Below are 24,187 nucleotides of genomic sequence, written 5' to 3' on the forward strand. Positions count from 1 at the left end.
TTTTGTGCGATGATAAAGAAGAGAAAGGAAGTGCGGAACATCCATGCTGAAATTTCCCTGCCTTGTGCTGGATCACGATGACACCGTGGTGCGCAGCACACCGACCATCCACTATCCGGCGTTTGTTGAGGCACTGAAGAAGCTTCGCCCGGATATTCACTGGACCCTGGAGCAGTTCATCGCCTATAATTTTGACCCGGGCTTTGAGGCATTGTGCAGGGATATTCTGCATTTTACACCTGAAGAAATGGCCATTCAGGAAGCCGGCTGGCTTGCATGGTCCAACGCGAACATCGCGCCTGCCTTTGAGGGGATGGACCGTCTGCTTCGCCGTTTCAAAGAGCAGGGTGGGCTGGTCTGCGTGGTGAGCCACTCCAACAGCGTGACCATTCGCAGGGACTACAAGCATCACTTCGGCTTTGAGCCGGATCTGATCTTTGGCTGGGAGCTGGGAACGGACAAGCGAAAACCCGCGCCCTGGCCGCTGGAGCAGATCATGGCGCGCTTTGACCTTGCCCCCGGGCAGCTGCTGATGGTGGATGACCTGAAGCCCGGCTGGCAGATGGCCAAAACCTGCGGAGTGCCCTTTGCTTTTGCGGGGTGGGGCTGCGAAGTGGAGGGCGTCCGAAGCTTTATGAAGCAGAACGCGGACTACTATTTGCAGAAGGTACAGGAACTGGAAGCCGCTGTGCTGGGCAGCTAATGCATTCCACCCCGCGCCGCTGCATCATACTGCCGATGCGAGACGAAAAATGGCTTGATACAGGCAAAAAACGCCTGTTTATCCGCAAAAAACTATTGCAATCTGCAAAGGTTTGTGGTATAGTATTAAAGCCGCATGGTTTGGGCACCCAAGAGGTGTGAAACATTCACCCGCCTTATCGTCCAGCGAGACTTATATAAGAGAGGCAAAAACTATGTACGCGATCATCGTTACCGGTGGCAAGCAGTACCGCGTCCAGAAGGGCGACGTGGTCTTCGTTGAGAAGCTGAACGCCGAGGAAGGCTCCACTGTCAAGTTCGAGAACGTCCTGGCTGTGGGCGGCGAAGGCGACACCAAAGTGGGCGCTCCCAATGTTGAGGGTGCCAGCGTGGAAGCCAAGGTCGTCAAGAACGGCAAGGGCAAGAAGCTGAACATCATCACCTATCGTCCCAAGAAGGGCAGCGCCCGCCGTATGGGCCATCGTCAGCCCTACACCAAGGTCGAGATCACCGCGATCAACGGTTAAGTAATGGAGGTGTAACACAATGGCACATAAAAAAGGCGTAGGTTCTACCAAGAACGGCCGCGATTCCGAGTCCAAGCGTCTGGGCGTCAAGCGCGCCGACGGTCAGTTCGTGCTGGCCGGCAACATTCTGGTTCGTCAGCGTGGTACCCACATTCACCCCGGTGAGAACGTGGGCAAGGGCAGCGACGACACCCTGTTCGCTCTGGTTGACGGCAAGGTCAGCTTTGAGCGCATGGGCCGCGACCGCAAGAAGGTCAGCGTCCGCCAGTAATGGTTTGCAAAGCCGCAGGGGCCAGCCCCTGCGGCTTTTTGGTTTAAGCGCCCCGCGCGCGGGCACACTGTTTACGAACAACGAATAAGGAGTATAGTATGTCCATGTTTGTAGATGTGGCCAAGATCACCATCAAGGCCGGCAAGGGCGGCGACGGCGCGGTGAGTTTCCACCGTGAGAAGTTCGTGGCGGCCGGCGGCCCCGACGGCGGCGACGGCGGCCGGGGCGGCAACGTGGTATTTGTGGCCGACGATAACCTGTCCACTCTGATGGACTTCCGCTACAAGCGCAAGTATGTGGCCGAAGCCGGCCAGAACGGCGGCGCTGCCCGCTGCACCGGCAGAAACGCGCCGGATCTCGTCATCCGTGTGCCCCGTGGCACCCTGGTGAAAGAGGCGAACACCGGCCTTGTGATGGCGGACATCTCCGGCAACGAGCCGGTGGTGGTGGCCAAAGGCGGCCGGGGCGGCTGGGGCAACACCCATTTCGCAACTCCTACCCGCCAGATCCCCAAGTTCGCCAAGCCCGGCCTGCCCGGCCAGGAGTTTGAGGTGCGTCTGGAACTGAAACTGATCGCCGATGTGGGCCTGATCGGCTTCCCCAACGTGGGCAAATCCACCCTCATCAGCGTCATCAGCGCGGCGAAGCCCAAGATCGCCAACTATCATTTCACCACTCTGTCCCCGGTGCTGGGCGTGGTGCGTGTGGGCCCTGAGCAGAGCTTTGTGGCCGCCGATATCCCCGGCCTCATCGAAGGCGCCAGCGAGGGCGTGGGCCTGGGCCACGACTTCCTGCGCCACGTGGAGCGCTGCCGTCTGCTGCTGCATGTGGTGGACGTCTCCGGCTGCGAAGGCCGCGACCCCGTGGAGGATTTCGAGAAGATCAACGCGGAGCTTGAGAATTTCAGCCCGGAGCTGGCGGCCCGACCCCAGATCGTGCTGGGCAACAAGTGCGACATCGCCACCGAAGAGCAGATCGAGGCCTTCCGCGCCTACATCGAGGGCAAGGGCCTGACCTTCCTGCCCATCTCCGCCGCGGCCAACCAGGGCCTCAAGGCTCTGCCCGGTCTTGTTTGGGAGCAGCTTCAGACGTTGCCCCCGGTGCAGACTTTTGAGGCGGAGTATGTGCCCCAGGCGGTGCCGGTGGGCGAGCGCAGCTACACCATCGAAAAGACCGGCGAGCACGAGTTCTCCATCGACGCGCCCTGGCTGGAGCGCATTCTGGCCGGCAGCGACGTGGACGACTACGAGAGCCTGCAGTACTTCCAGCGGCAGCTGGGAGACAGCGGCATCCTGAACGATCTGGTGGCCCAGGGCGTGCAGGAGGACGACACCATCAAGATCGGCGAGTACGAGTTCGACTATATCTTCTGAGAAGGCGGGCGCAGCCCGCAAAAAGGAGCTGGAACGTTTGTATCTGGAGAGCGAATCGCCGGTGGACATCCACGAGCAGTCGCCGCTGAACCTGGCTTTTGTGGGGGACGGCGTGCTGGAACTGCTGGTGCGCCGCCGGCTGGTGGAGCGCACCCGCCTCACCCCCGGCAAGCTGCACGCCGTGTGCGTGAAGTATGTATCCGCGAAGGGGCAGAGCAAGGCGCTGGAGGTCATCGAGCCGATGCTCACCGAGGCCGAACAGGCGGTGCTGCGCCGTGGGCGCAACGCCAGCAAAGCCACGGTGGCAAAACACGCCACGCCCCAGGAATACCGCGCCTCCACCGGCTTTGAGGCGCTGTTGGGCTGGCTGTTTCTTACCGGCCAGACCGCACGCATCGAAGAGCTGTTCGAGGCGCTGTGGGCCGGCTTCGATCCGCTGGAAAAGCCGGCGGAATAAGCACGGAGAACGCAAAGAGCGGGGGCCGGGCGGTTCATCCCGCCCGGCCCCCGTTTGTGTTCGGAACGCTGTTATTTGGTGCCTTTGGTGCTGGCGCAGTTCTTGGCGCCGTTCTTCGCGGTGTTGGTGGACTTGCTGTTCACAGGATTGGGAACCATGTTCTTGGCGCCGGTCTTGTCGTACTGAGAGGTGGTCTTGGCGTTCTGGCTGCTGGTCTTGGTGTTGCGATTGTCCATGATGATTGTCTCCTTTCCTTGACGGGGGCGGCTGTTTGTCTGCCCCTTCGTTCCTATTCTGCCCCGGCGCGGGGCGGTTATGCAAAGGCGGTGGAGTATGTACCCGGAATATTTTGAAGCGAGAGAGCGCGCGCTGCTGGGCGAACGGTTCGACAGCCTGTTCGCCGCACCCGAGGCCCCGGCAAGGGGGCTGACGGTGAACGGTCTGCGCTGTACCCCCGAGTGGCTGGTTCGGCGACTGGATGCGCCGCTGACGCCCTCGCTCTTCTGCCCGACCGGTCTGGTTCTGGGCGACAGCGAGCTGCGACTGGGCAAGCATCCCTATCATCACGCGGGCGCATTCTACCTGCAGGAGCCTTCGGCCAGCGCCCCGGCGGCGCTGTTGGAGGTGCAGCCCGGCCATCGGGTGCTGGACATGTGCGCCGCGCCCGGCGGCAAGAGCAGCCAGCTGGCTGCGGCGCTGGAAGGGCAGGGGGTGCTGGTGAGCAACGAGTACGAGCCTGCCCGCGCCCAGGCGCTGATGAGCAATCTGGAACGGATGGGCCCGGTGAATTCCGTCATCACCACCGGTGATACCGCCCGCCTCGCGGCGGCGCTGCCCGGCTGGTTTGACCGGGTGCTGGTGGACGCTCCCTGTTCCGGCGAGGGGATGTTCCGCAAGGAACCCCAGGCGGTGGCCCAGCACAGCCAGGCTTTGGTGGCCCGGTGCGCTGCTCTGGGCGCCGAGATCCTGGAAAACGCCGCTGCTGTGCTGGCCCCCGGCGGGCTGCTGGTCTATTCCACCTGCACCTTCGCGCCCGAGGAGGACGAGGGTCAGATCGGGCACTTTCTGGCCTTGCACCCTGAGTTTGAGTTGCTGGACTGCGGCTTTTCCTTCGGCGCGCCCGGCGAAGAAAACCGCTGCGGTGACCATCCCTTCCCGGCGGACAAGACCCGCCGCATCTGGCCTGCCCAGGGCGGCGAAGGCCACTTTATGACGAAACTTCGGAAAAGCCTGGAGGCTGCCGTCCCCACGCCCCGCCGGGTAAAACCCGCTCGTCCGGGCAAGCCCTGCGCCGAGTGGCTGGCCTTTGCGGCAGAGTATTTCCCGGCGCTCAAAGAGCGGAACACGCAGGCAGCAGGGGAGAGGCTGTTCCTGACTCCTTCCGCATGGCAGGGCGAGGACCTCAAGCTGAACATCGCCCGCTGCGGTGTGGCGCTGGGCCGGGCCCAGAAAGGCCGCTTTGAGCCGGACCATCACCTGTTCATGGCCTATGGCCCGGATTGCGAGAACCGGGAAGAACTGACCCTGGACGATCCGCGCACCGAGGCCTGGCTACGGGGCGAGGAGATCGAGGCGGTCACCGCGAAGAACGGTTGGTGCGCTGTACTGGTGGACGGTCTGCCCTTGGGCGGCGGCAAGGTGAGCGGCGGCCGGGTGAAGAATCACTATCCCAAGGCGCTGCGAAACCTCAAGTGACAGGGAGATGAACGCGATGATACGAAACGCAGCCCTCAACGACTATGAAGCCGTGGAAGCCATTATGGAGCAGGTGCAAAACCTGCATGCCGGCTGGCGGCCGGACGTTTACCGGGCTGAAGTCACGGTTCTGCCGCCGGACTATTTCGATGAATTGGTGCGCGGCGGCCAGGCGCTGGTGTGGGAAGAAAACGGGACCGTCGCCGGCGTTGTCGTCTACCGGGAGCGGCAGACGGGCGGCCCCGTGAAGATGGAGCGCAAGACCCTTTACATCGATTCCATCGCAGTGGACGAAGCACATCGGGGCCGTGGCATCGGCCGCCGGCTGCTGGATGAGTGCAGGGCCATTGCCCAAAAGCGCAGCTGCTGCGGTCTGGAACTGCAGGTGAACGGGGCGAACACACGGGCGATGAAGCTTTACCGGGAATACGGGTTCGGCGAGAAATCGGTGAATATGGAGCTGAACTTCTGAAACACCGGCGCGAAACCGCACAAGCGGGAGGCAGAACGGCCTGTCCGGCCCGCTGCCCCCCTTGCCATCCCCGGCGGGATATGATAAAATTATTTAGTTAAAAGGCAATCGTTTGGGCAAAAACGGCCCAAGATAATAGGAGGAATCCAAACAATGTCCGGACACAGCAAATGGAATAACATCAAGCGCAAGAAGGAGAAGACCGACGGCCAGAAGGCCAAGATCTTCACCAAGGTCGGCCGTGAGATCGCGGTGGCAGTGCGCACCGGCGGCGGCGATCCCAACTCCAACAGCAAGCTGCGCGACCTCATCGCCAAGGCCAAGAGCCTGAACGTGCCCAACGACAATATCCAGCGCATCATCAAGCGCGCTGAGGGCGGCGAGAAGGACAACTACGAGGCCATCACCTACGAAGGCTACGGCCCCTGCGGCATCGCCATGATGGTGGAAACCCTCACCGACAACCGCAACCGCACCGCGGCCAACCTGCGCCACTACTTTGATAAGTTTGGCGGCAACCTGGGCAACATGGGCTGCGTGAGCTTCATGTTCACCCAGAAGGGCGTCATCGTGCTGGACGGCGAGGGCCTGGACGAGGAGAAGGTCATGGAGGACTGCTTCGACGCCGGCGCCGAGGATTTCGATATGGGCGACGACGTGGTGGAGGTCACCTGCGATCCCGACAGCTTCTCTGACGTGCGTCAGGCGCTGGAGGACAAGGGGTACAGCTTCATCTCTGCCGAGGTGGAGATGGTGCCCGCCACCACCACCGCCATCACCGACGCGGACAACCAGAAGCTGATGGCCAAGCTGTTGGACGCGCTGGACGACGATGACGACGTGCAGAACACCTGGCACAATCTGGAGAACGAAGAGGACCTGGATCGCTGATCCCGGCTCCTTCTTACAGGCGCCTGTCCGTCCGACCCTGTCCGGGGGACGGGCGGGTGCTTTCTATTTACCGCAAAAAAGGAGGCGATGTCCATGGCCGACGTCATTCTCTGCCCCCACTGCCTGTCCCGGGTGGAGGCGGGCAAGGAGCAGTGTCCCTTCTGCGACAAGAGTCTGCGCAACACTAACCCCCCCCCCGGCACGCTGCCCTATGCCAGCCTGCTGGCAGGACGCTACACCGTGGGACGGCATGTTTCCACCGACGGGGAGGGCGTTGTCTACGCCGCCCTGGAAAACAACGGAGGCGTGCGGGTCGTTCTGAAGGAGTATTTCCCGGTGACGCTCAGCGAGGGACGTGACTCCGCCGGAGCCATCCTGCCCAAAGAGGGCAAGGAGGTGCTGTTCAAGACCACCCGCATGGACTTTGCCGACCTGCACCGCAGCATCATGCGCATCACCCCCACCACCGGTCTGGCCGCCGTGCTGGACGTGGTGGAGGCGAACAATACCGTTTACGTTGTGCTGGAGCAGGTGGGCGGCGAGAGCCTGAGCCACTATCTCAGCGAGCATCCCGGCGGCGTGTCGGCGGCTCAGGCCAGAAGCATGATGCAGCCGGTGATGGAGGGCGTGGCCGCCCTGCACAAAGCCGGCCTTGTGCACCGGGGCATTTCCCCGGAAAACATCCTGCTCACCGGCGGCGCTGCCCGGCTGTGCGGCTATGGTACGCTGGGCCTGCGCACCGAGGGGAGCGAGCTGAAGAGCCAGCTTTACGAGGGCTATTCTGCGCCCGAGCAGTATTCCGCCGCCGAGTTTGAGGGCCGCTACACCGACGTGTACGGCCTGGCGGCGGTGTTCTACCGCCTGGTGGCGGGGCAGGCGCCGGTGAGCGCCCGCCAGCGTCTGGTGAGCGACAGCCTGCCCTCGGCGCAGCAGCTGGAGCCTTCGGTGCCGGGGCATGTGTCCGCCGTGCTGGAGCACGCGCTGGAGATGGACCCCGCCCAGCGGATCCAGAACGTGCCGGAGCTGATGGGTTCGCTGATGAGCGCCCGCGCGGCCGAAAGCCTGAACCAGTCCCGGCGGGAGTGGGCGGTCAGCGGCAAAAGCCTGCTGGCAGGCAGTCTGGTGGTCATCGCGGTGCTGTTTGCGCTGCTCTTGTGGAGCATTCTGGGCCGCGACTCGGCAGTAACGACTCCGGAGAGCGCCAGTCAGCCGGCCAGCAGCGCGGCGCCTGAATCGGTGCTGGTGCCGGACTTCACCGGCTACACCTACAGCCAGCTGCAAAGTGACCCGCAGTTCAGCGCGAACTACCGCTTTGCCATCACTGCCCAGGAGTACAGCTCTGACCATGCGCAGGGCGTGGTGATCGACCAGAGCCCGGAGGCGGGCACCACCACCACCGAGGGCCAGCCGCTGATCGAGCTGGTCATCAGCAAGGGCCCGGAAAAGGTGGAGATGCCCAACATCATCGGCTTCACCCGGGAGAGCGCGGAGAAGGAACTGGCGGCCAACAACATCAAGGCCAGCTTCTTCATGATCGAGAACAACGGCGACTACGCCAGTGACTGTGTGGTACGCACCGACGTGGAGGCAGGTGAGTTCATCGACGTAAATGAAGTGACGGTGAACGTCTACATCGCCAAGGAACGGGTGGTCATCAATCCGCCCGAACCCACCCCGGAGCCGACGCCGGCGCCTTCGCCCAGTGCGCAGCCCGGCGCCTGAACAAAATACAGACGGCCCGGCGGGGATTTCCCGCCGGGCCGTTTTTTGAACAAGAAAAAGCCCCTGCCGCAAGGCAGGGGCTTTTGGGTGAACATTAGTCGCTCACGTAGGGCATCAGGGCAACGTGACGGGCGCGCTTGATAGCGACGGTCAGCTCCCGCTGATGGAAGGCGCAAGTGCCGGTCACGCGGCGGGGAATGATCTTCGCACGCTCGCTGACATACTTACGCAGACGGGCAACATCCTTGTAGTCGATGTGCTCCACACGGTCTACACAAAAGCTGCAGACCTTCTTGCGGCCACGGCGCACGGGGCGCTGGGGCCGGCCTTCGGTCTTCTCAAAAGCCATGGCTGGTTACCTCCTGTTAGAATTCGATTCGTTAGAACGGAAGATCCTCACCGTCGTCGATCACAGCAAAATCTTCATTGCTGCCAGCGGAATAGCTGGGGGCCTCCTGGGCCATCTCGCGGGGGACTTCCTGCCGGGGCGCGTAGCTGCCGGTGCCGGGGTTGCCGCCGGTCTTGCTGCCGGCGAAGTGAACGTTGTCGGCCACGATCTCGAACGCCTTGCGGTTGTTGCCGTTCTTATCCTGATAGGTCCGGGTCTGAATGCTGCCGTTCACGGCGATCAGAGAACCTTTCTGGAAATACTTGCAAACAAACTCGGCGCTGGAGCGCCAGCAGACGATGTCGATGAAATCGGCCTGCCGTTGTTCACCCTGGCGCACGAAGCTGCGATCCACCGCAATGGTGAAGGTGGTCACGCTCACGCCCTGGGGGGTGTGGCGCAGTTCCGGGTCGGCCACCAGCCGGCCCATCAAAGCTACAACATTCAGCATTGGTTGGCCTCCTTATTCGGCTTCGGCCACGATCATCGTGCGGAGAACGCCGTCGGTGATCTTGTAAACGCGATCCAGCTCGGCGGGGAAAGCAGGCTCACTGGTGAACTTGATCACAGTGTAGATGCCCTCTTCCTCGTCGTTGATGGGGTAAGCCAGGCGGCGTTTGCCCCAATCGTCAACAGAATCGATGGTACCATTCGCCTCGATCAGGCTCTTGAACTTACCGATCAGAGCAGAGGAAGCCTCCTCATCGAGCGCGGCGCTGGTAACCAGCATGGTCTCGTACTTTGCCATTTCTGTGCACCTCCTTTTGGACATATGGCCCCTTGCGGGGCAAGGATAACCACCCTTTTTAAGGGTAGCAATTCATTATACCAATCAAACCGGCGGCTGTCAACCGCTGTTTGACGGGTTTCAAAGAAAATTTTGGCCTCAAACAGCCATTCCCGCCAGCGGGGCGGCCATCATGGGCGCCAGCGCCATGAAAGAGAGAAGCAGATAGATGCCGAACACCACCGACAGGCTCACCACCAGCGCGATCACACTCACGCCGCCGGCTTTGGCGAGGGCAGCAGGGGCCTCGGCGGGAGAGCAGCTCTGCAGCGTGCGGGCAATGCGCTTTTCACCGATGCGCCGGTACCAGTACACGGCGAACAGGCCGGCGGCGAACTGCACCGCCAGGTTCACCACCCACAGCACGTTCAGCACAACGGAAAAGACGTTCAGATCCAGCCCGGCCACCAGGGAGCTGTCTGCCAGCACCAGGAACTGCAGCAGCTGGGGAATGTAAACGCCGAACACGTCCAGCGTCAGGAAAATGGCGGCAGGCAGCCACATTTTGCGGTAGAAAAAGTAGAACGGCCCGAAGAAGAACGCCGAGAAGGAAATGGCCAGCTTCTGGCCGGTCACGGCCATCCGCTTGAAGTTCATCAGGTAATAGCCTGCGTTGGGGCCAAGAAAAGCCGCCCAGTCCCGGGCCTTCACGCCGCCCAGATCCTCGTCGGGATGGAGCATGCCGGGCGCGGCCTGCTGCGCATCGGTGTAGGAATAGCCCTGAGGGCCGGCGGCCGGGCCGTAAGAGGCGGGCCCGGAGGCAGCAGGGCCGCTGCCGGGGGCGTACCGCGGGCCGCCGGCACGCAGCGGCGCGCCGCAGCTCTCGCAGAACAGGCCGCCTGCCGGGTTCATCGCGCCGCAGGCAGGGCAGGCGATCTCATCTTGCGATGCGGAGGCAGTCTCCCGGTTCGGCATCTCGCCGGGCGCGGGCTTCCACTCAAAGCCGGGGGCGTGCCGGTCGGCAAAGAGGCAGCCGGCGTTTTTCTGGTAGCAGGCGCGGTGGTAGGGCGCGCCGCACTCGGGGCAGACCACCACGTCGTCCCCATCGGAAAAAGGCTGCTGGCAAACAGGGCACTTGCAGCCGGTGTAATCAGCCATAGAAACTCCTTTTTGCCGGCCCCGGGGCCGGCAGACGATATTTGATGCTATTGTAGCGCAAACAGAGGCAAAATGCAAATGGAGCGGAGCGCAAAACCCTTTACTTTGCGCCGTCTTTCGGCTATACTACTATGGGATATGTTTTAGTGCACACAGAAGGGAATTGCGATATGATCACCATTGACGAACTGAAAATGCAGATGGGCGAGCATCGGAAGGCCGTGGCGGAGCTGGGCGACGCGCTGGCCATCACCGCCAGCGAGAAGCGGGTGGCCGAGCTCGAGCACAAGATGACCATGCCCGGCTTCTACGACGACACCGAGGCCAGCGGCAAGGTGTTCAGCGAGATGAGCTCTCTGAAGGGCAAGCTGGAGCGCTATTCCAAGCTCAGCACCCTGTGCGACGACGCGGATACCATGCTGCTGCTTTGCGAGGAGGAGAACGACCCCTCCCTCATTCCCGAGGCGGAGACCGCGGTGAACGAGGTGGAAAAGGCGGTGGATGAGCTGCAGCTCATCACCCTGCTCAGCGGCCAGTACGATAAGAACAACGCCATCCTCACCTTCCACGCCGGCACCGGCGGCACCGAGGCGCAGGACTGGGCGGACATGCTCTTCCGCATGTACAACCGCTGGGGCACCGCTCACGGCTTTAAGGTGAGCACCCTGGACTATCAGGACGGCGACGAGGCCGGCCTTAAGAGCGCCTCCATCATGGTGGAAGGCCCCAACGCCTATGGCCTGCTGAAAGGCGAGAACGGCGTGCACCGGCTGGTGCGCGTTTCCCCCTTCGACAGCCAGAGCCGCCGCCAGACCAGCTTTGCCAGCCTGGAAGTTATGCCCGAAATGGACGACAGCATCCAGGTGGAGATCCGCCCCGAGGACATTGAGATGCAGGTGTTCCGCTCCTCCGGCGCGGGCGGCCAGCACATCAACAAGACCTCCAGCGCGGTGCGTCTGATCCACAAGCCCACCGGCATCGTGGTGAGCTGCCAGACCGAGCGAAGCCAGTTCCAGAACCGCGACACTGCCATGAAGATGCTGGCTTCCAAGCTGTATCAGATCAAGGAGCAGGAGCATCTGGACAAGATCAGCGATATCAAGGGCGTCCAGAAAGAGATCGCCTGGGGCCACCAGATCCGCAGCTATGTGTTCATGCCTTACACCCTGGTGAAGGACCACCGCACCGGCTTTGAAAACGGTAACGTGCAGGCTGTGATGGACGGCGATTTGGACGGCTTCATCAATGCTTATCTGAAGGCCGCCAGCCGCGGCGAGCTGCAGGACACCTGATAAAACCGCAATGTAAAGCGCGGGCTGAATTTCAGCCCGCGTTCTTTTTGTCGTATAATTCAAACAATAGTTGAAAAAATTACCCGTTGGTTTGAAAACAGCTCCATTGTGCCCCGGCGGGGGCCGTGGTAAGATGGAAAAAGAGAAAGGGGCGTGGCAAAGATGAACGCCATCGGCGAAACGGTACAGAGGCTGCGGCGGGCGAAAGGCCTGACCCAGGGACAGCTGGCGGCCCAGCTGGGGGTCAGCAGTGCGGCGGTGAGCAAGTGGGAGACCGGCGGCGCGCTGCCGGACGTGGCCCTGCTCTGCCCGCTGGCGAGGGCGCTGGGCTGCAGCGCCGATGAGCTGCTGGGCTTTCGGCCGGAACTTTCCGCCGAAGAAATCGATGCCGTGTGCAAAACGCCCCGGGCGCTGTTTGACGAGGGAGACTGGCGCGGCGCGCTGGAGTTCTGCCGTCAGCGTTTGCGTGAATACCCCGGCGATTTGAACTTGCGGTTCCGGCTGGGCTTTCTGCTGGCGGGCTTCGGAGATAAAACGAAGGACGAAGCTGCCCGGGAAGAACTGCGGACCGCCGCCGCCGAGCTGTTTGAACAGGCGGTGGAGCTGCCCGACGAGGAACAGCGCCGCGCCGCCTGGCGGATGTTGGCCCGCCTTTATGCCGACAAGGGCCAGTTCGGCCGTGCGCTGGAGGCGCTGGGCAACCTGCCCAGCTGCAACCAGGAGGGCCAGGGCCTGCGGGCGGACATCCTGCGGCGGATGGGGGACCTGGACGGGGCCGCTCGGCTGGAGGAAAGCGCCCTCACCGCCCAGCTGGCCGCGCTGGACCACACCCTCACCAGTTTTGCCGCCACCCGGCGGGCTCAAGGCCTGACCGAAGAGGCGGAAGAACTGGAACGGCAGGCCCGGCGATTGAAGGAACTGTTCGGCGCGCCCGCCCCGGCGGGCTGCTGCTGTGGATGCGAAGGAGAACCGAAGAATGAAGCAGAAGTTTGACGTCACCGGCATGAGCTGCGCCGCCTGCTCGGCGGCGGTGGAGCGTGCGGTGAACAAGCTGGAGGGCGTGGACGCCGCCCAGGTGAACCTGCTGGCCAACTCCATGCAGGTGGAATACGACGAAGCCGCCGTCACCGAGACGGATATCTGCGCCGCGGTGGAAAAGGCGGGCTACGGCGCAAGCCCTGTTGTGCCTGCGGGCAAAGCCGCGCCTACGAAAGCCGCGCCTGCCGGCGAAGACCCCGCCGAGGCGGAACTGCGCGGCATGAAAAAGCGGCTTGCCGTATCGCTGGCCTTTCTTGTCCCGCTGATGTACGTCTCCATGGGGCACATGATGGGCCTGCCGCTGCCCGCCTTTTTCCATGGGAGAGAAGGGGCGGTGACCTTTGCCCTCACCCAGTTCCTGCTGGTGCTGCCCATCATGTATGTGAACCGCAAGTTCTACGCGGTGGGCTTCAAGAGCCTGTGGCGCCGCAGCCCCAACATGGACAGCCTCATCGCCCTGGGCAGCGCCGCGGCGGTGGTCTACGGCCTGTTCGCCCTCTACCGCATCGGCTGGGGACTGGGCACGGGGGACATGGAGCTGGTGGACCGCTACCGCATGGACCTCTATTTTGAGTCGGCGGGCACTATCCTCACCCTCATCACCCTGGGCAAGTTCCTGGAGGCCCGGGCCAAGGGCCGCACCGGGGCCGCCATTCGTGCGCTGATGGACCTGGCCCCCGACACCGCGCTGGTACTTCGGGACGGTGTGGAAACAGAGATACCCGCCGAGGAAGTGGCCGTGGGGGACACGGTGGTCATCAAGCCGGGCATGCGCATCCCGGTGGACGGCACGGTGCTCACCGGCCTGTCCAGCGTGGATGAGTCCGCCGTCACCGGCGAGAGCATCCCGGCGGAAAAGGCTCCCGGCGCGCGGGTCATCGCCGCCTCCATCAACCGCTCCGGCAGTTTCACCTTCCGGGCGGAAAAGGTGGGCGGTGACACCACCCTCGCCCAGATCATCGCCCTGGTGCAGGACGCCGGAGCCACCAAGGCCCCCATTGCCAAGCTGGCGGACAAGGTCAGCGGCGTGTTCGTGCCGGTGGTCATCGCCATCGCTCTTGTCGCCTTCGGCGTCTGGCTGGCGCTGGGCCAGACCATGGAGTTTGCCCTGGCCCGGGCCATCTCGGTGCTGGTCATCAGCTGCCCCTGCGCGCTGGGCCTCGCCACCCCGGTGGCCATCATGGTGGGCACGGGCAAAGGCGCCCGGCTGGGCATTCTTTATAAGAACGCCGAGGCGCTGGAAAACGCCCATAAAATCGACACCGTGGTGCTGGACAAGACCGGCACCATCACCGAGGGCAAACCCGCCGTCACCGATCTGCTGCCTGCCCCGAGCGTGGACAAAACCGAACTTCTGCGGGTGGCCGCCGCGCTGGAAAAGCCCAGCGAGCATCCGCTGGCGGAGGCTATTCTCACCGCCGCGGGGGACATGCCCCTGCCCGAAGCCGAACGGTTTGAAGCCCTGCCCGGCCGGGGCGTGCGGGCCTTCGTGAACGGCCGGGAGCATCTGGCAGGCAACCTGCGCTTGATGGAGGAGCAGGGCGTGGACGCCGCCTGGGCCGCATCGGAAGCTGAGCGGCTGGCGAAGGAGGGCAAAACGCCCCTCTACTTCGCCGCCGAAGGGAAGCTGCTGGGCCTGGTGGCCGCCGCCGACCCGGTGAAGCCCACCAGCGCCGCGGCCATCGGTGAATTGCAGGCCATGGGCCTCAAGGTCATCATGCTCACCGGCGACAACGCCCGCACCGCCGAGGCCATTCGGGCGAAACTGGGCATCGAACAGGTGGTGGCCGAGGTGCTGCCCCAGGACAAGGAGGCCCAGGTGCGCGCCTTGCAGCAGCAGGGCCGCCGGGTGGCCATGGTGGGCGACGGCATCAACGACGCCCCCGCCCTCACCCGGGCGGACGTGGGCGTGGCCATCGGCGCGGGCACGGATGTGGCCATTGACAGCGCCGACGTGGTGCTGATGAAGAGCGATCTGTGGGATCTGGTGAACGCCCTGCGCCTGTCCCGCGCAACCATCCGCAACATCCGGGAGAATTTGTTCTGGGCCTTCTTCTACAACAGCATCGGCATCCCGGTGGCGGCGGGCGCGCTCTATGGCTTCGGGCTGGTGCTCAACCCCATGCTGGGCGCCGCCGCCATGAGCCTTTCCAGCGTGTGCGTTGTTTCCAACGCCCTGCGGCTCAACTTCTTCAAGCCGAAACAGGCCGGGGCCTCCGGCCTGCCTCAGAATAACGAGCCCTGCGCCCAAAGCGCGCAGCCGAAAGGAGAACCTGTTATGACCGAGAAAACCATTCACATCGAAGGCATGGCCTGCGGCCACTGCACCGCCCGGGTGGAGAAGGCGCTGGCCGAAGTGCCCGGCGTGGCCTCCGTCAAGGCCGACCTGGAGGGCAAATGCGCCAAGGTCACCCTGAACGCCCCGGTGGAGGATGCGGTGCTCACCGCCACCGTCACCGACGCGGGCTACGAAGTCACCGGCATCGAATAAGACCAAAAAAGAGCCGCCCGAACGGGCGGCTCTTTTTTGTTTACAGAAATGTCTGCCAGCTGAAGAAGGCGAGACCGAACACTACGGCCAGCACCACCAGCCAGGTCACCACCAGCAAGGGGGAGAGCCCCTGGCGCAGCTGACGCCACAGGCCGGGCCGCTTTTTCATTTGACGTCACCCAGCAGGGCTGCCACCGCGTCGGCGGCGGGGGCCAAAGCGTCGCCCGCATAGGTCTCGATGGCGCCGCCGTCGGCGCAGGCGGTGAGTTGGGGGTCCAGCGGCATCTTGGCCAGTACCTTCACGCCGTACTTGTCGGCGGTCTCTTCCAGATGGCTGTCGCCGAAGACGGGGATCTTCTTGCCGCAGTCGGGGCAGACCAGATAGCTCATGTTCTCCACAACGCCCAGAATGGGGATGTTCATCATCTGAGCCATCTTCACGGCCTTGCCCACGATCATGCTCACCAGTTCCTGAGGGCTGGTGACCACAACGATGCCGTCCACCGGCAGGGTCTGGAACACGGTCAGGGGCACGTCGCCGGTTCCCGGAGGCATGTCCACGAACAGGAAATCAACGTCCTTCCAGATGACTTCCTGCCAGAACTGCTTCACAGCACCGGCGATGACCGGCCCGCGCCACACCACGGGGTCCTCTTCGTTTTCCAGCAGCAGGTTCACGCTCATCACGTCGATGCCGGTGCGGCTCTGGATGGGCCAGATGCCGTTCTCATCGCCCAGAGCCCGGCCGTGGATGCCGAACAGCTTGGGGATGGAGGGGCCGGTGATGTCGGCGTCCAGCACGCCCACGCGGTAGCCCCGGCGGCGCATCTCCACCGCCAGCAGGGCGCTGGTCATGCTCTTGCCAACGCCGCCCTTGCCGCTCACCACGCCGATGACCTTTTTGATGCTGCTCAGCTGGTGAGGAGGCTCGTGGAAGTCCTGAGGATTCTGGCGGCTGGCGCAATTCTGCGAACAGCTGCTGCAATCATGGGTGCATTCGCTCATTGATTTCTCTCTCCTTTATCTTACGGGGCGGGTCACAGCTTTGCCACGACGCCCTGCACCAGGTCCTGCAGGACCTGAGCGCGGCGGTCGGCAATGGCGATGACCTCGTCGCCCGAAAGCTTTTTCTTTTCAATGCCCGCGGCCATGTTGGTGATGAGGCTGATGGCCAGCACCGGCAGGCCGCAGTGGCTGGCGGCAATGACCTCGGGCACGGTGCTCATGCCCACGGCGTCCGCGCCCAGAGTGCGGAAAGCGCGAATCTCCGCCGGGGTCTCGTAGCTGGGGCCCATGTAGCCCAGATACACGCCGGTGCGCATGGCCACGCCCTGTTCGGCGGCTACTTTGAGCGCCAGCTCCCGCAGAGCAGGAGTGTAAGCGAAGGTCATGTCGCAGAAGCGGGGGCCCACTTCCTCGTCGTTGGGGCCGGTGAGGGGGTTGCGGCCCATGAAGTTGATGTGGTCCTCGATGACCATCAGATCGCCCACCGAGAACTCCAGGTTCACACCGCCGGCAGCGTTGGTGAGGATGAGGGCCTCGATGCCCAGTTCCTTCATCACCCGCACGGGGAAGACGATGTCCTCCATGGAGTGGCCCTCGTAAAAGTGCAGCCGGCCCTGCATGCACAGCACCTGCTTGCCCGCCAGCTGCCCGGCCACAAAGCGCCCGGCATGGCCCGGCGCGGTGGACACCACAAAACCGGGGATCTCAGAATAGGGGATATAAACCGGATGTTCCAGCCGGTCGGCAAGGCCGCCCAGGCCGCTGCCCAGCACCAGCCCCACCTGGGGCGCGGCGGGCAGCCGGTCCCGCAGATAGCCGGCGGCCAGTCGAATCTTTTCGATCATAGAAAAAACCTCCTGTCGTAATCCTCTTTATAGTAACACAAACCCGCCGGGATGAAAAGGTGGCCGGGCATACTTTTTGCCGCCGCGAGCATAAGAATGGAGGAAGAAAACAGCGGGGGAGGCGCGTTCATGGCCGGTGTGCGGGTCTATCTGAAAAATGCGGCCATCCTCACGGTCACCGGCCTGGGGCTGCGGGCGGCGGGCATGGTGCTGCGGGTCTACATGGCGGCGCTGCTGGGCGCCGAGGGCATGGGCCTTTACCAGCTGATTTTCACCGTCTACGGTCTGACCGCCACTGTGGCCACCGCCGGCGTTTCGGTGGCGGCTACCCGGCTGGCCGCTGAGGAGCTGGCCCGCCCGGAGCCTGCCCGGGCCGCCGGGGTGATGGCGCGGCTGACCCGCCTTTCCCTCTGGCTGGGGTTTGCCGCCTGCGGCGCCCAGCTGCTGCTTGCCCGGCCGGTGGCCCGCTTTGCGCTGGGGGACGCGCGAGCCGCCCTGAGCCTTTTGGTGCTGGCTCCCAGTCTGCCCTTCATGGCGCTGGCGGCGGTGTACAAGGGTTACTTTTTCGCCCGCCAGCGGGTGGGCCCGGGGGTGAAGAGCCAGGTCTTTGAGCAGGCGGTGCGCATCGGTCTCGCGGCGGCGGTGCTGCCTGCGGCGGGGGAGTGGGGCGCGCAGTACGCCTGCGCGGCGCTGGTGGCGGGCAACACCGTCAGCGAGACACTGGCCTGCCTGCTGCTTGTGCGCGACTACAGAAAGGACGCCCGGCGGCTGTTTGGCGGGGTGCGTCCCGCCCCGCCCGCCGACACGGGCAGCCGCATCTGGCACATCCTCGCTCCGGTGGAGGGCGGCCGCTGCCTGGACAGTGCCCTCCACACGGCGGAAAACATGCTGATGCCCGCCTGTTTGCTGGCCTTTCTGGGCAGCCGGGCCGAGAGCCTGGCCCAGTTCGGGGCGCTCAAGGGCATGGCCATGCCGGTGCTGCTCTTTCCCTTTTCTTTTCTGACGCCGCTGGCTACGCTTTTGCTGCCGGAGGTCACCCGCGCCCACATTCTGGGCCGCCGCCGCACACTGGAAACACTGGTGGGCCGCATCATGCTGTTCACAAACCTCTTTTCGGTGCTGGCGGGCGGGCTCATCGCCCTGAACGCCGCGCCTCTGGCCCGCCTGCTCTACCGGGATGAGAGCGTGGGCCTTTACCTTCTGGTGCTGGCTCCGGTGCTGCCGGGCATGTATCTGGACGCCATGGGCGACTCCATCCTCAAAGGGTTGGGGGAGGAGGTGGCCACCTTCCGTTACAGCATCTGGGACTCGATGCTGCGCATTGCGCTGGTGCTGCTGCTCATGCCGCACTTCGGTATGACGGGATTTTTGGTGGTGATGTGGGCCTCCAACGTGACCTCAGCGCTGCTGAACATCTTCCGCATCCACAAGGTCACCGGCATCCGCACCCGGTGGTTCGAGTGGTTCATTCAGCCGGCGCTGCTCTTTGCCGCCGCCGCGGCCCTGGGCCAGACCTTTGTGCGCATCTCGGCCCCGGCGGGGGATGTGTGGCAGGTGGCGTGCAGCGTGGCGGCCACCGGCGGACTGTTCTGCCTATTTTTGCTGCCGCTGGGGGCGGGGCGTCAGCTCAAGGCGGTGCTGGAGACCCGCTGCGCCCCGGCGAAAGAGAACTGAAAAAGCGGCGCTTCCGCCCCAAGGGGAGGAAACACCGCTTTCTGTTTTGCTTAAAGAGCCTCGGCCCGCGCCCGCTCGCCGTCCCACCCGGTGAGCCGCGCGGTCACGATCTGGCCCGCCGCCGCGCCAGGGGCCTTCACCGCCACCGGCAGATACAGCCGGGTGTAGCCGGTGAACAGGTTGGCGCTCACTGCTTTTTCCAGCAGCACGGTGTCTTCGCTGCCCAGCATCTCCCGGGCAAGAGTGTCCCGCACCGCGTCCGCCGCCGTCTGCAGCCGGTGCACCCGGTCAGCCTTCTCCGCCTCGGTGAGCTGGCCGGGGAAGTCCGCCGCGGGAGTGCCCGCCCGGCGGGAGTAGGGGAACACATGCACTTTCAAAAACTTCTGCTGGCACACAAAGGCAAGGCTTTCGGCAAACTCCGCTTCGGTCTCGCCGGGGAAGCCCACAATGACGTCGGTGGTAAAGCTGGCGAAGCCTCCAAAGGCCGCCCGCAGCTTTTCCACCACCCGGGCATACTCCTCGGCGGTGTACACCCGGCGCATCCGCCGCAGTGTGGCGGTGCAGCCGCTTTGCAGCGACAGGTGGAACTGGGGGCACAGCTCCTTCACCGCCGCCATCCGGGCGATGGCTTCGTCGCTCAAAAGGTCCGGTTCAAGGCTGCCCAGCCGGATGCGCTCGATGCTTTCCACCTTCGCCGCGGCCTCGATGAGGCTCACCAGGTCGGTGCCGGTGTCCTTGCCGTAGCTGGGCAGGTTGATGCCGCTGAGCACCACTTCTTTGTATCCGGCGGCGGCCAGCGCCGCCAGTTCCTTCACCACGCTCTCCTCGCTGCGGCTGCGGCTTGCGCCCCGGGCACGGGGGATGACGCAGTAGGCGCAGCGGCGGTCGCAGCCGTCCTGCACCTTGATGAAGGCTCGGGTGTGGCCCTCAAAATTCTCCATGGGCAGTTCTTCAAATCGCTCGCCCTTTTCATGGGCGCGGATGTCCACCACCCGCTCGCCGCTGTCCAGCGCTTTTTGGATGTCCTCCAGCATGGCGGCGCGGCCCGCGTTGCCCACCACCACGTCCGCCTCTTCCAGCTGCGCGGCCTCCTCGGGGAAGGCCTGGGGGTAGCACCCGGCCATCACCGTCACCGAGCCGGGGTTTAAGCGCTTGGCCCGCCGCAGCCACTGGCGGCTCTTCTTGTCGCCCCCGGCGGTCACGGTGCAGCTGTTCACCACATAAACGTCCGCCGCTTCGCCTTCCGCTGCGAGGGTATAGCCCCGGCGCAGGAACAACTGCTCCAGCGCCCCGGTCTCGTTCTGATTCACCTTGCAGCCAAGGGTGTAAAAGCTCACGCGCATAGGGTATCTCCTTCGATATAGAGGGTATTTACCGCTTTATTATACGGCCCGGCGGGCAAAATCGCAAGGGCGGCGGCATATACATTCCATAGACAAAACCGGCCCCCGGGCCTGCGAAAAGAGAGGAAGGAACTCCTATGCTGAAAAAAAGACTGCTGGCCCTGGCGCTGTGCTGTGTGCTGGCGGCGGCGCTGTGCATGCCTGCCGCCGCCGAGCCGCTGGCCGCCGGCCGCTTTGCCCTGCCGGATTTTGACGTGCCCTGCCGGGCGGCGGTGCTCATCGACCTTTCCAGCGGCACGGTGCTTTATGAAAAAGAACCGGACACCCCCATGCCCATCGCCTCCATCACTAAGGTGATGACTCTGCTGCTCACTTTTGAAGCCATCGAGGCGGGCAAGGTGAGTTTGCAGGATACGGTGCCCGTCTCGGACCATGCCTACAACATGGGCGGCAGCCAGATCTGGCTGGAACCGGGGGAGACCTTCACCCTGGACGAGATGGTAAAGGCCATCTGTGTGTCCAGCGCCAACGACGCGGCGGTGGCGGTGGCGGAATTCATCGGCGGCTCGGAGCCTGCCTTTGCCGAGCTGATGAATCAGAAGGCCGCAGAGCTGGGCATGATCAATACCGCCTTCAAAAATGCCTGCGGTCTGGACGAGGCGGGGCATCTCTCCACCGCCCGGGACGTGGCCATCATGAGCCGGGAGATGCTTTTGAACCATCCCCGGATTACCGACTACACCACCATCTGGATGGACACGCTGCGGGGCGGGCAGACTCAGTTGCTCAACACCAACAAGCTGCTCAAGCGGTATCAGGGCGTCACCGGCTTCAAAACCGGCACCACCAGCGGCGCGGGAGTGTGCATCTCCGCCAGCGCCAGCCGTGACGGCCTCGATCTGCTGGCGGTGGTGCTGGGGGCGGCGTCCAGCAACGAGCGGTTCGACGCCGCCACCGCCCTTTTGGACTACGGCTTCGCGAATTTTGAAAATGTGGCCGCCCCCGCGCCGGAAAACGCCCCTGCAAGCCTGCCGGTGACCGGCGGGGCCCAGGAGACGGTGGAACTGCGCTACGCCGCCCCCGAAAAGATTCTGGTGCAGAAGGGGGAAGGTGCCGCCCTCACCGCCGAGCTGGAACTGCCCCAGACTCTGGCGGCTCCGCTGGCCGAGGGCCAGCAGGTGGGCGCGGTGACGGTGTATTCCGGCGAAACAGCACTGGGTTCCTGGCCGGTGACGGCGGCTTCGGCGGTGCAGCCCATGACCATGCGCCTGGGATTTGAGCGCCTGTTGGCGGCGCTGACCGCCCACTGATTTTTTGCCAAATCCCGGCGGGCCACCTTGACTTTATACTGTCAAAACGGTATAGTTATTACAAACAAACACCCAGCCTTCACCGCCCGGCGATACACTGCCGGCAGCGGGCCGGGCAGAGGACGGGAGAGCATAACATGAGCGTAAAATTCAACGGAAAACACCTGAACGGTTTTGTGAACGAGGGCGAGTGGAACGCCATTTGGCCCCAGGTGGAAACGGCCCACAAACTGCTGGAAGAGCGTACCGGCCCCGGCAACGATTTCCTGGGCTGGGTGGATCTGCCCGTCGATTATGACAAGGAAGAGTTTGCCCGCATCAAGGCCGCGGCGGAGAAGATCTGCTCGGATTCCGACGTGCTGGTGGTCATCGGCATCGGCGGCTCCTATCTGGGCGCCCGCGCTGCCATCGAGGCCATCAAGGGCCAGATGTACAACTGCACCTGCAAGAACACTCCGCAGATCTTCTTCGCCGGCAACTCCATCTCGCCGGCTTACCTCAACGACATCCTGGCCTGCTGCGAAGGCAAGCGGGTGAGCGTGAATGTCATCTCCAAATCCGGCACCACCACCGAGCCCGCCCTGGCTTTCCGGGTGTTCAAGAAGTACCTGGAAGACCGCTACGGCAAGGAGGAGGCCAAAAACCGCATCTACGCCACCACCGACAAGGCCCGCGGCACCCTGAAAAAGCAGGCGGACGACGAGGGCTGGCCCACCTTTGTGGTGCCCGACGATGTGGGTGGCCGCTATTCGGTTCTCACCGCTGTGGGCCTGCTGCCCATTGCCTGCGCCGGCTGTGACATCGACAAGCTGATGCAGGGCGCGGCGGACGCCCGTGCCGCCTACTCCGTCTGCACGCCGGACAACGACTGCTACAAGTACGCCGCCGCCCGCAACATCCTGTACCGCAAGGGCAAGAGCGTTGAATTGATGGCCGCTTACGAGCCCAACTTTACCATGATGAACGAGTGGTACAAGCAGCTCTACGGCGAGAGCGAAGGCAAAGACAACAAGGGCCTCATGCCCACCAGCGTTATCTTCTCCACCGACCTGCACAGCATGGGCCAGTTCGTCCAGGAGGGCGCGCGCATCATGTTCGAGACGGTGGTGAACATCGCCGCTCCTTCGAAGGACCTGTTCATCGAGGCGGACGCCGAGAACCTGGACGGCCTGAACTTCCTGGCGGGCCAGAACATGAGCGTGGTCAACCAGAAAGCGATGCAGGGCACCGTGCTGGCCCACACCGACGGCAACGTTCCCAACATTCTGCTGGAGGTGCCCAGCCTTTCCGAGTATGACCTGGGCTGGCTGATCTACTTCTTCGAGCGGGCCTGCGCCATCAGCGGCTACATGCTGGGCGTCAACCCCTTCGACCAGCCGGGCGTTGAGAGCTACAAGAAGAACATGTTCGCGCTGCTGGGCAAACCCGGCTACGAGGACCGCAAGGCCGAGCTGGAAGCGAAGCTGCAGTAATAAATATGAGTCGTATGGGCGCGGGCCCATCTGTCCGCGCCCTCGAAAATAAAGGAGGTACCCTCTCTATGATTAAACTGATCGTTGGCACCAAAGGCACCGGCAAGACCAAGACGATGATCGATCACATCAACAATGTGACCAAGACCACCAGCGGCAACGTTGTGGTTCTTGAGAAGTCCATGCAGCTGACCTTCGACATCGACCATGCCGCCCGCCTGGTGGATCTTGACGGATATGGCATCTGCGGCTATGAAATGCTCTACGGCTTTGTGGCGGGCGTTCTGGCCGGCAACTACGACATCACCGAGCTGTTCATCGACGGCATCCTGAAGACCTGCAACCACGACCTGGGCGGTCTGGGCGCGTTCCTGACCAAGGTGGAGGGCCTGGCCGCCACCGCCGGCACCAACGTCACCATCACCATCTCCGCGGCGGCCGAAGACCTGCCCGAAGACGTGAAAAAGTACCTGTAAAGCCGGCTGAAAAGGCTTCGGGGGCGGGGGTCAAAAAAATGACCCCCGCTTTAAAATTGTGTGTTGACAAAGCGCAATACATTGGGTATAATAGGTAGGCGGTCTTTTCGAGGTGTGCTATGCAATTTGACCTGAAACAGTTCCTGCGAACCGGGCGTGTGCCCTACACGGCGGCCCTGGAAAGCGATTTTTCCGGATGGGATTGGCCCGGGTATGAACCGGCCGGCCCGTTCACCGGCGAATTTCGCGCGGTGCTGGACGAAAACGGCAAAGCGCAGTTGCACCTTTCCGTGAATGCGGAAGTGACCGCACCCTGTGCGCGGTGCCTTGAGCCCGCGTCCTGCTCGCAAAGCATCGAGCGTGACTGGTCCGTCGGGCCGTCCGACCTCGAAAGCGACGAGCTGGAACTTCCCATCAGCGAAAAAGGCGTGCTCGACATCGACGAGCTCATCTTCCAGGAACTGGTGCTGGAGTTCCCCACCGTGCTGCTGTGCAGCGCGGATTGTCAAGGGCTTTGCCCCGTTTGCGGACAACCCAAAGCGGCAGGCTGTTCCTGCTGTACGGCAGAGGCCAAAATGCCTGCCGCAAACAAAGGGCTTGCTATATTAAAAGAACTGCTAAGCGAAGATTCACATTAGAGGAGGTGCTTAAAATGGCAGTACCCAAGAGAAAGGTTTCCAAGGCACGGCGCGACAAGCGTCGCTCCTCTGTGTGGAAGCTGGAGGCCCCCGCTCTGGTCAAATGCAGCCAGTGCGGCGAGTACAAGCTCCCCCATCAGGTATGCGGCAACTGCGGCTACTACAAGGGCAAGGAAATCGTCAAGAAGGAAGCGTGATCCGCTTCCCGCAGAAGTAAGGG

General features: G+C 63.4%; 27 protein-coding genes. 18 read left to right on the top strand and 9 right to left on the bottom strand.

Features of this window, described 5'->3' with window-relative positions; translation table 11 throughout:
* The first annotated feature begins 43 nt into the window (after positions 1-43).
* The 5 genes from ACMNAY_RS08965 to ACMNAY_RS08985 all read left to right on the top strand — a co-directional run bounded on the left by ACMNAY_RS08965 (position 44) and on the right by ACMNAY_RS08985 (position 3,330).
* Complete coding sequence (locus ACMNAY_RS08965) at positions 44-703, top strand: HAD family hydrolase (protein WP_418719160.1); 660 nt, start codon at positions 44-46, stop codon at positions 701-703.
* Positions 704-917: 214 nt separating this feature from the next.
* Entirely contained in the window at positions 918-1,229 is a 312-nt protein-coding gene (gene rplU / locus ACMNAY_RS08970; protein ID WP_394976251.1) for a 50S ribosomal protein L21, read from the top strand.
* Between the two features lie 19 nt (positions 1,230-1,248).
* A complete protein-coding gene (gene rpmA, locus ACMNAY_RS08975; RefSeq protein ID WP_177522778.1) occupies positions 1,249-1,500 on the top strand; it encodes a 50S ribosomal protein L27 in 252 nt (83 codons plus the stop codon).
* A 104-nt stretch (positions 1,501-1,604) separates the two neighbouring features.
* Positions 1,605-2,873 carry a GTPase ObgE gene (gene obgE, locus ACMNAY_RS08980; RefSeq protein ID WP_394968482.1) on the top strand — a complete coding sequence of 423 codons (1,269 nt, stop codon included), beginning with the start codon at positions 1,605-1,607 and terminating at the stop codon, positions 2,871-2,873.
* A 37-nt stretch (positions 2,874-2,910) separates the two neighbouring features.
* Positions 2,911-3,330: a Mini-ribonuclease 3 gene (locus tag ACMNAY_RS08985; RefSeq protein WP_418719161.1), complete on the top strand. Its 420-nt coding sequence runs from the start codon at positions 2,911-2,913 to the stop codon at positions 3,328-3,330.
* 71 nt (positions 3,331-3,401) lie between these two features.
* On the opposite strand, the gene ACMNAY_RS08990 is transcribed toward ACMNAY_RS08985, so the two are convergent.
* Positions 3,402-3,566: a hypothetical protein gene (locus tag ACMNAY_RS08990; RefSeq protein ID WP_394968476.1), complete on the bottom strand. Its 165-nt coding sequence runs from the start codon at positions 3,564-3,566 to the stop codon at positions 3,402-3,404.
* 97 nt (positions 3,567-3,663) lie between these two features.
* Between ACMNAY_RS08990 and ACMNAY_RS08995 the strand changes: the two genes are divergently transcribed.
* From ACMNAY_RS08995 to ACMNAY_RS09010, 4 genes are all read left to right on the top strand, one after another.
* Positions 3,664-5,025 (top strand): RsmB/NOP family class I SAM-dependent RNA methyltransferase, encoded by a 1,362-nt coding sequence (locus ACMNAY_RS08995; protein WP_418719162.1) that lies wholly within the window; start codon positions 3,664-3,666, stop codon positions 5,023-5,025.
* Between the two features lie 16 nt (positions 5,026-5,041).
* The gene (locus ACMNAY_RS09000; protein WP_418719163.1) at positions 5,042-5,497 is read left to right on the top strand and encodes a GNAT family N-acetyltransferase; all 456 of its coding nucleotides are present in this window, start codon (positions 5,042-5,044) and stop codon (positions 5,495-5,497) included.
* Between the two features lie 153 nt (positions 5,498-5,650).
* Positions 5,651-6,388, top strand: coding sequence for a YebC/PmpR family DNA-binding transcriptional regulator (locus ACMNAY_RS09005; protein WP_394968473.1), 738 nt, complete (start codon positions 5,651-5,653; stop codon positions 6,386-6,388).
* A gap of 93 nt (positions 6,389-6,481) precedes the next feature.
* A complete protein-coding gene (locus tag ACMNAY_RS09010; RefSeq protein ID WP_418719164.1) occupies positions 6,482-8,110 on the top strand; it encodes a protein kinase domain-containing protein in 1,629 nt (542 codons plus the stop codon).
* A 94-nt stretch (positions 8,111-8,204) separates the two neighbouring features.
* Here the strand turns inward: ACMNAY_RS09010 and rpsR are convergent, their stop codons facing one another.
* The 4 genes from rpsR to ACMNAY_RS09030 all read right to left on the bottom strand — a co-directional run bounded on the left by rpsR (position 8,205) and on the right by ACMNAY_RS09030 (position 10,383).
* On the bottom strand, positions 8,205-8,459 hold the full coding sequence (gene rpsR, locus ACMNAY_RS09015; protein WP_177522045.1) for a 30S ribosomal protein S18: 255 nt from the start codon (positions 8,457-8,459) through the stop codon (positions 8,205-8,207).
* 31 nt (positions 8,460-8,490) lie between these two features.
* On the bottom strand, positions 8,491-8,949 hold the full coding sequence (locus ACMNAY_RS09020; RefSeq protein ID WP_394968471.1) for a single-stranded DNA-binding protein: 459 nt from the start codon (positions 8,947-8,949) through the stop codon (positions 8,491-8,493).
* 12 nt (positions 8,950-8,961) lie between these two features.
* The gene (gene rpsF, locus ACMNAY_RS09025; RefSeq protein ID WP_394976246.1) at positions 8,962-9,246 is read right to left on the bottom strand and encodes a 30S ribosomal protein S6; all 285 of its coding nucleotides are present in this window, start codon (positions 9,244-9,246) and stop codon (positions 8,962-8,964) included.
* A 138-nt stretch (positions 9,247-9,384) separates the two neighbouring features.
* On the bottom strand, positions 9,385-10,383 hold the full coding sequence (locus ACMNAY_RS09030; RefSeq protein ID WP_418719165.1) for an RING finger protein: 999 nt from the start codon (positions 10,381-10,383) through the stop codon (positions 9,385-9,387).
* Positions 10,384-10,553: 170 nt separating this feature from the next.
* Here ACMNAY_RS09030 and prfB point away from each other — a divergent pair, with 170 nt between their 5' ends.
* The 3 genes from prfB (at position 10,554) to ACMNAY_RS09045 (ending at position 15,204) form a co-directional block, all read left to right on the top strand.
* Positions 10,554-11,675 carry a peptide chain release factor 2 gene (gene prfB, locus ACMNAY_RS09035; RefSeq protein ID WP_394976244.1) on the top strand — a complete coding sequence of 374 codons (1,122 nt, stop codon included), beginning with the start codon at positions 10,554-10,556 and terminating at the stop codon, positions 11,673-11,675.
* A 162-nt stretch (positions 11,676-11,837) separates the two neighbouring features.
* The gene (locus tag ACMNAY_RS09040) at positions 11,838-12,668 is read left to right on the top strand and encodes a helix-turn-helix domain-containing protein (protein ID WP_418719176.1); all 831 of its coding nucleotides are present in this window, start codon (positions 11,838-11,840) and stop codon (positions 12,666-12,668) included.
* Entirely contained in the window at positions 12,652-15,204 is a 2,553-nt protein-coding gene (locus tag ACMNAY_RS09045; RefSeq protein ID WP_418719166.1) for a heavy metal translocating P-type ATPase, read from the top strand. The genes ACMNAY_RS09040 and ACMNAY_RS09045 overlap by 17 nt, the downstream gene beginning before the upstream one ends.
* 40 nt (positions 15,205-15,244) lie before the next feature.
* Here ACMNAY_RS09045 and ACMNAY_RS09050 read toward each other — a convergent pair whose 3' ends face one another.
* The 3 genes from ACMNAY_RS09050 to ACMNAY_RS09060 are packed head-to-tail and all read right to left on the bottom strand — an operon-like array spanning position 15,245 to position 17,054.
* Positions 15,245-15,373, bottom strand: coding sequence for a hypothetical protein (locus ACMNAY_RS09050; protein WP_394968466.1), 129 nt, complete (start codon positions 15,371-15,373; stop codon positions 15,245-15,247).
* The gene (locus ACMNAY_RS09055) at positions 15,370-16,209 is read right to left on the bottom strand and encodes a P-loop NTPase (RefSeq protein ID WP_418719167.1); all 840 of its coding nucleotides are present in this window, start codon (positions 16,207-16,209) and stop codon (positions 15,370-15,372) included. Before ACMNAY_RS09055 ends, ACMNAY_RS09050 begins: the two co-directional genes overlap by 4 nt.
* A 32-nt stretch (positions 16,210-16,241) precedes the next feature.
* Complete coding sequence (locus ACMNAY_RS09060; RefSeq protein WP_394976209.1) at positions 16,242-17,054, bottom strand: purine-nucleoside phosphorylase; 813 nt, start codon at positions 17,052-17,054, stop codon at positions 16,242-16,244.
* A 96-nt stretch (positions 17,055-17,150) separates the two neighbouring features.
* Between ACMNAY_RS09060 and ACMNAY_RS09065 the strand changes: the two genes are divergently transcribed.
* The gene (locus ACMNAY_RS09065; RefSeq protein WP_418719168.1) at positions 17,151-18,728 is read left to right on the top strand and encodes a polysaccharide biosynthesis C-terminal domain-containing protein; all 1,578 of its coding nucleotides are present in this window, start codon (positions 17,151-17,153) and stop codon (positions 18,726-18,728) included.
* A 50-nt stretch (positions 18,729-18,778) separates the two neighbouring features.
* Here the strand turns inward: ACMNAY_RS09065 and mtaB are convergent, their stop codons facing one another.
* A complete protein-coding gene (gene mtaB / locus ACMNAY_RS09070; RefSeq protein WP_394976206.1) occupies positions 18,779-20,071 on the bottom strand; it encodes a tRNA (N(6)-L-threonylcarbamoyladenosine(37)-C(2))-methylthiotransferase MtaB in 1,293 nt (430 codons plus the stop codon).
* A 137-nt stretch (positions 20,072-20,208) separates the two neighbouring features.
* On the opposite strand from mtaB, the gene ACMNAY_RS09075 reads away from it, so the two are divergent.
* The 5 genes from ACMNAY_RS09075 (at position 20,209) to rpmF (ending at position 24,164) form a co-directional block, all read left to right on the top strand.
* Complete coding sequence (locus ACMNAY_RS09075; protein WP_418719169.1) at positions 20,209-21,381, top strand: D-alanyl-D-alanine carboxypeptidase family protein; 1,173 nt, start codon at positions 20,209-20,211, stop codon at positions 21,379-21,381.
* A 137-nt stretch (positions 21,382-21,518) separates the two neighbouring features.
* Complete coding sequence (locus tag ACMNAY_RS09080; RefSeq protein WP_394968460.1) at positions 21,519-22,853, top strand: glucose-6-phosphate isomerase; 1,335 nt, start codon at positions 21,519-21,521, stop codon at positions 22,851-22,853.
* 68 nt (positions 22,854-22,921) lie between these two features.
* Entirely contained in the window at positions 22,922-23,329 is a 408-nt protein-coding gene (locus ACMNAY_RS09085) for a hypothetical protein (RefSeq protein WP_394968459.1), read from the top strand.
* A gap of 119 nt (positions 23,330-23,448) precedes the next feature.
* Positions 23,449-23,967, top strand: a complete 519-nt coding sequence (locus tag ACMNAY_RS09090) for a YceD family protein (RefSeq protein WP_418719170.1) — start codon at positions 23,449-23,451, stop codon at positions 23,965-23,967.
* Positions 23,968-23,981: 14 nt separating this feature from the next.
* Positions 23,982-24,164, top strand: coding sequence for a 50S ribosomal protein L32 (rpmF, locus tag ACMNAY_RS09095; RefSeq protein WP_177521942.1), 183 nt, complete (start codon positions 23,982-23,984; stop codon positions 24,162-24,164).
* Positions 24,165-24,187 lie beyond the last annotated feature (23 nt).

The organism is Candidatus Allofournierella merdipullorum (genome assembly GCF_048426865.1).
In the GTDB taxonomy this organism is placed as follows: Bacteria; Bacillota; Clostridia; order Oscillospirales; family Ruminococcaceae; genus Allofournierella_A; species Allofournierella_A merdipullorum.

Bases quoted from the DNA above. Each gene is read 5' to 3' on its own strand.
- ACMNAY_RS08965 (WP_418719160.1), top strand. From the start codon at position 44: ATGCTGAAATTTCCCTGCCTTGTGCTGGATCACGATGACACCGTGGTG.
- rplU (WP_394976251.1), top strand. From the start codon at position 918: ATGTACGCGATCATCGTTACCGGTGGCAAGCAGTACCGCGTCCAGAAG.
- rpmA (WP_177522778.1), top strand. From the start codon at position 1,249: ATGGCACATAAAAAAGGCGTAGGTTCTACCAAGAACGGCCGCGATTCC.
- obgE (WP_394968482.1), top strand. From the start codon at position 1,605: ATGTTTGTAGATGTGGCCAAGATCACCATCAAGGCCGGCAAGGGCGGC.
- ACMNAY_RS08990 (WP_394968476.1), bottom strand. From the start codon at position 3,566: ATGGACAATCGCAACACCAAGACCAGCAGCCAGAACGCCAAGACCACC.
- ACMNAY_RS08995 (WP_418719162.1), top strand. From the start codon at position 3,664: ATGTACCCGGAATATTTTGAAGCGAGAGAGCGCGCGCTGCTGGGCGAA.
- ACMNAY_RS09000 (WP_418719163.1), top strand. From the start codon at position 5,042: ATGATACGAAACGCAGCCCTCAACGACTATGAAGCCGTGGAAGCCATT.
- ACMNAY_RS09005 (WP_394968473.1), top strand. From the start codon at position 5,651: ATGTCCGGACACAGCAAATGGAATAACATCAAGCGCAAGAAGGAGAAG.
- ACMNAY_RS09010 (WP_418719164.1), top strand. From the start codon at position 6,482: ATGGCCGACGTCATTCTCTGCCCCCACTGCCTGTCCCGGGTGGAGGCG.
- rpsR (WP_177522045.1), bottom strand. From the start codon at position 8,459: ATGGCTTTTGAGAAGACCGAAGGCCGGCCCCAGCGCCCCGTGCGCCGT.
- ACMNAY_RS09020 (WP_394968471.1), bottom strand. From the start codon at position 8,949: ATGCTGAATGTTGTAGCTTTGATGGGCCGGCTGGTGGCCGACCCGGAA.
- rpsF (WP_394976246.1), bottom strand. From the start codon at position 9,246: ATGGCAAAGTACGAGACCATGCTGGTTACCAGCGCCGCGCTCGATGAG.
- ACMNAY_RS09030 (WP_418719165.1), bottom strand. From the start codon at position 10,383: ATGGCTGATTACACCGGCTGCAAGTGCCCTGTTTGCCAGCAGCCTTTT.
- prfB (WP_394976244.1), top strand. From the start codon at position 10,554: ATGATCACCATTGACGAACTGAAAATGCAGATGGGCGAGCATCGGAAG.
- ACMNAY_RS09040 (WP_418719176.1), top strand. From the start codon at position 11,838: ATGAACGCCATCGGCGAAACGGTACAGAGGCTGCGGCGGGCGAAAGGC.
- ACMNAY_RS09045 (WP_418719166.1), top strand. From the start codon at position 12,652: ATGAAGCAGAAGTTTGACGTCACCGGCATGAGCTGCGCCGCCTGCTCG.
- ACMNAY_RS09050 (WP_394968466.1), bottom strand. From the start codon at position 15,373: ATGAAAAAGCGGCCCGGCCTGTGGCGTCAGCTGCGCCAGGGGCTCTCC.
- ACMNAY_RS09055 (WP_418719167.1), bottom strand. From the start codon at position 16,209: ATGAGCGAATGCACCCATGATTGCAGCAGCTGTTCGCAGAATTGCGCC.
- ACMNAY_RS09060 (WP_394976209.1), bottom strand. From the start codon at position 17,054: ATGATCGAAAAGATTCGACTGGCCGCCGGCTATCTGCGGGACCGGCTG.
- ACMNAY_RS09065 (WP_418719168.1), top strand. From the start codon at position 17,151: ATGGAGGAAGAAAACAGCGGGGGAGGCGCGTTCATGGCCGGTGTGCGG.
- mtaB (WP_394976206.1), bottom strand. From the start codon at position 20,071: ATGCGCGTGAGCTTTTACACCCTTGGCTGCAAGGTGAATCAGAACGAG.
- ACMNAY_RS09075 (WP_418719169.1), top strand. From the start codon at position 20,209: ATGCTGAAAAAAAGACTGCTGGCCCTGGCGCTGTGCTGTGTGCTGGCG.
- ACMNAY_RS09080 (WP_394968460.1), top strand. From the start codon at position 21,519: ATGAGCGTAAAATTCAACGGAAAACACCTGAACGGTTTTGTGAACGAG.
- ACMNAY_RS09085 (WP_394968459.1), top strand. From the start codon at position 22,922: ATGATTAAACTGATCGTTGGCACCAAAGGCACCGGCAAGACCAAGACG.
- ACMNAY_RS09090 (WP_418719170.1), top strand. From the start codon at position 23,449: ATGCAATTTGACCTGAAACAGTTCCTGCGAACCGGGCGTGTGCCCTAC.
- rpmF (WP_177521942.1), top strand. From the start codon at position 23,982: ATGGCAGTACCCAAGAGAAAGGTTTCCAAGGCACGGCGCGACAAGCGT.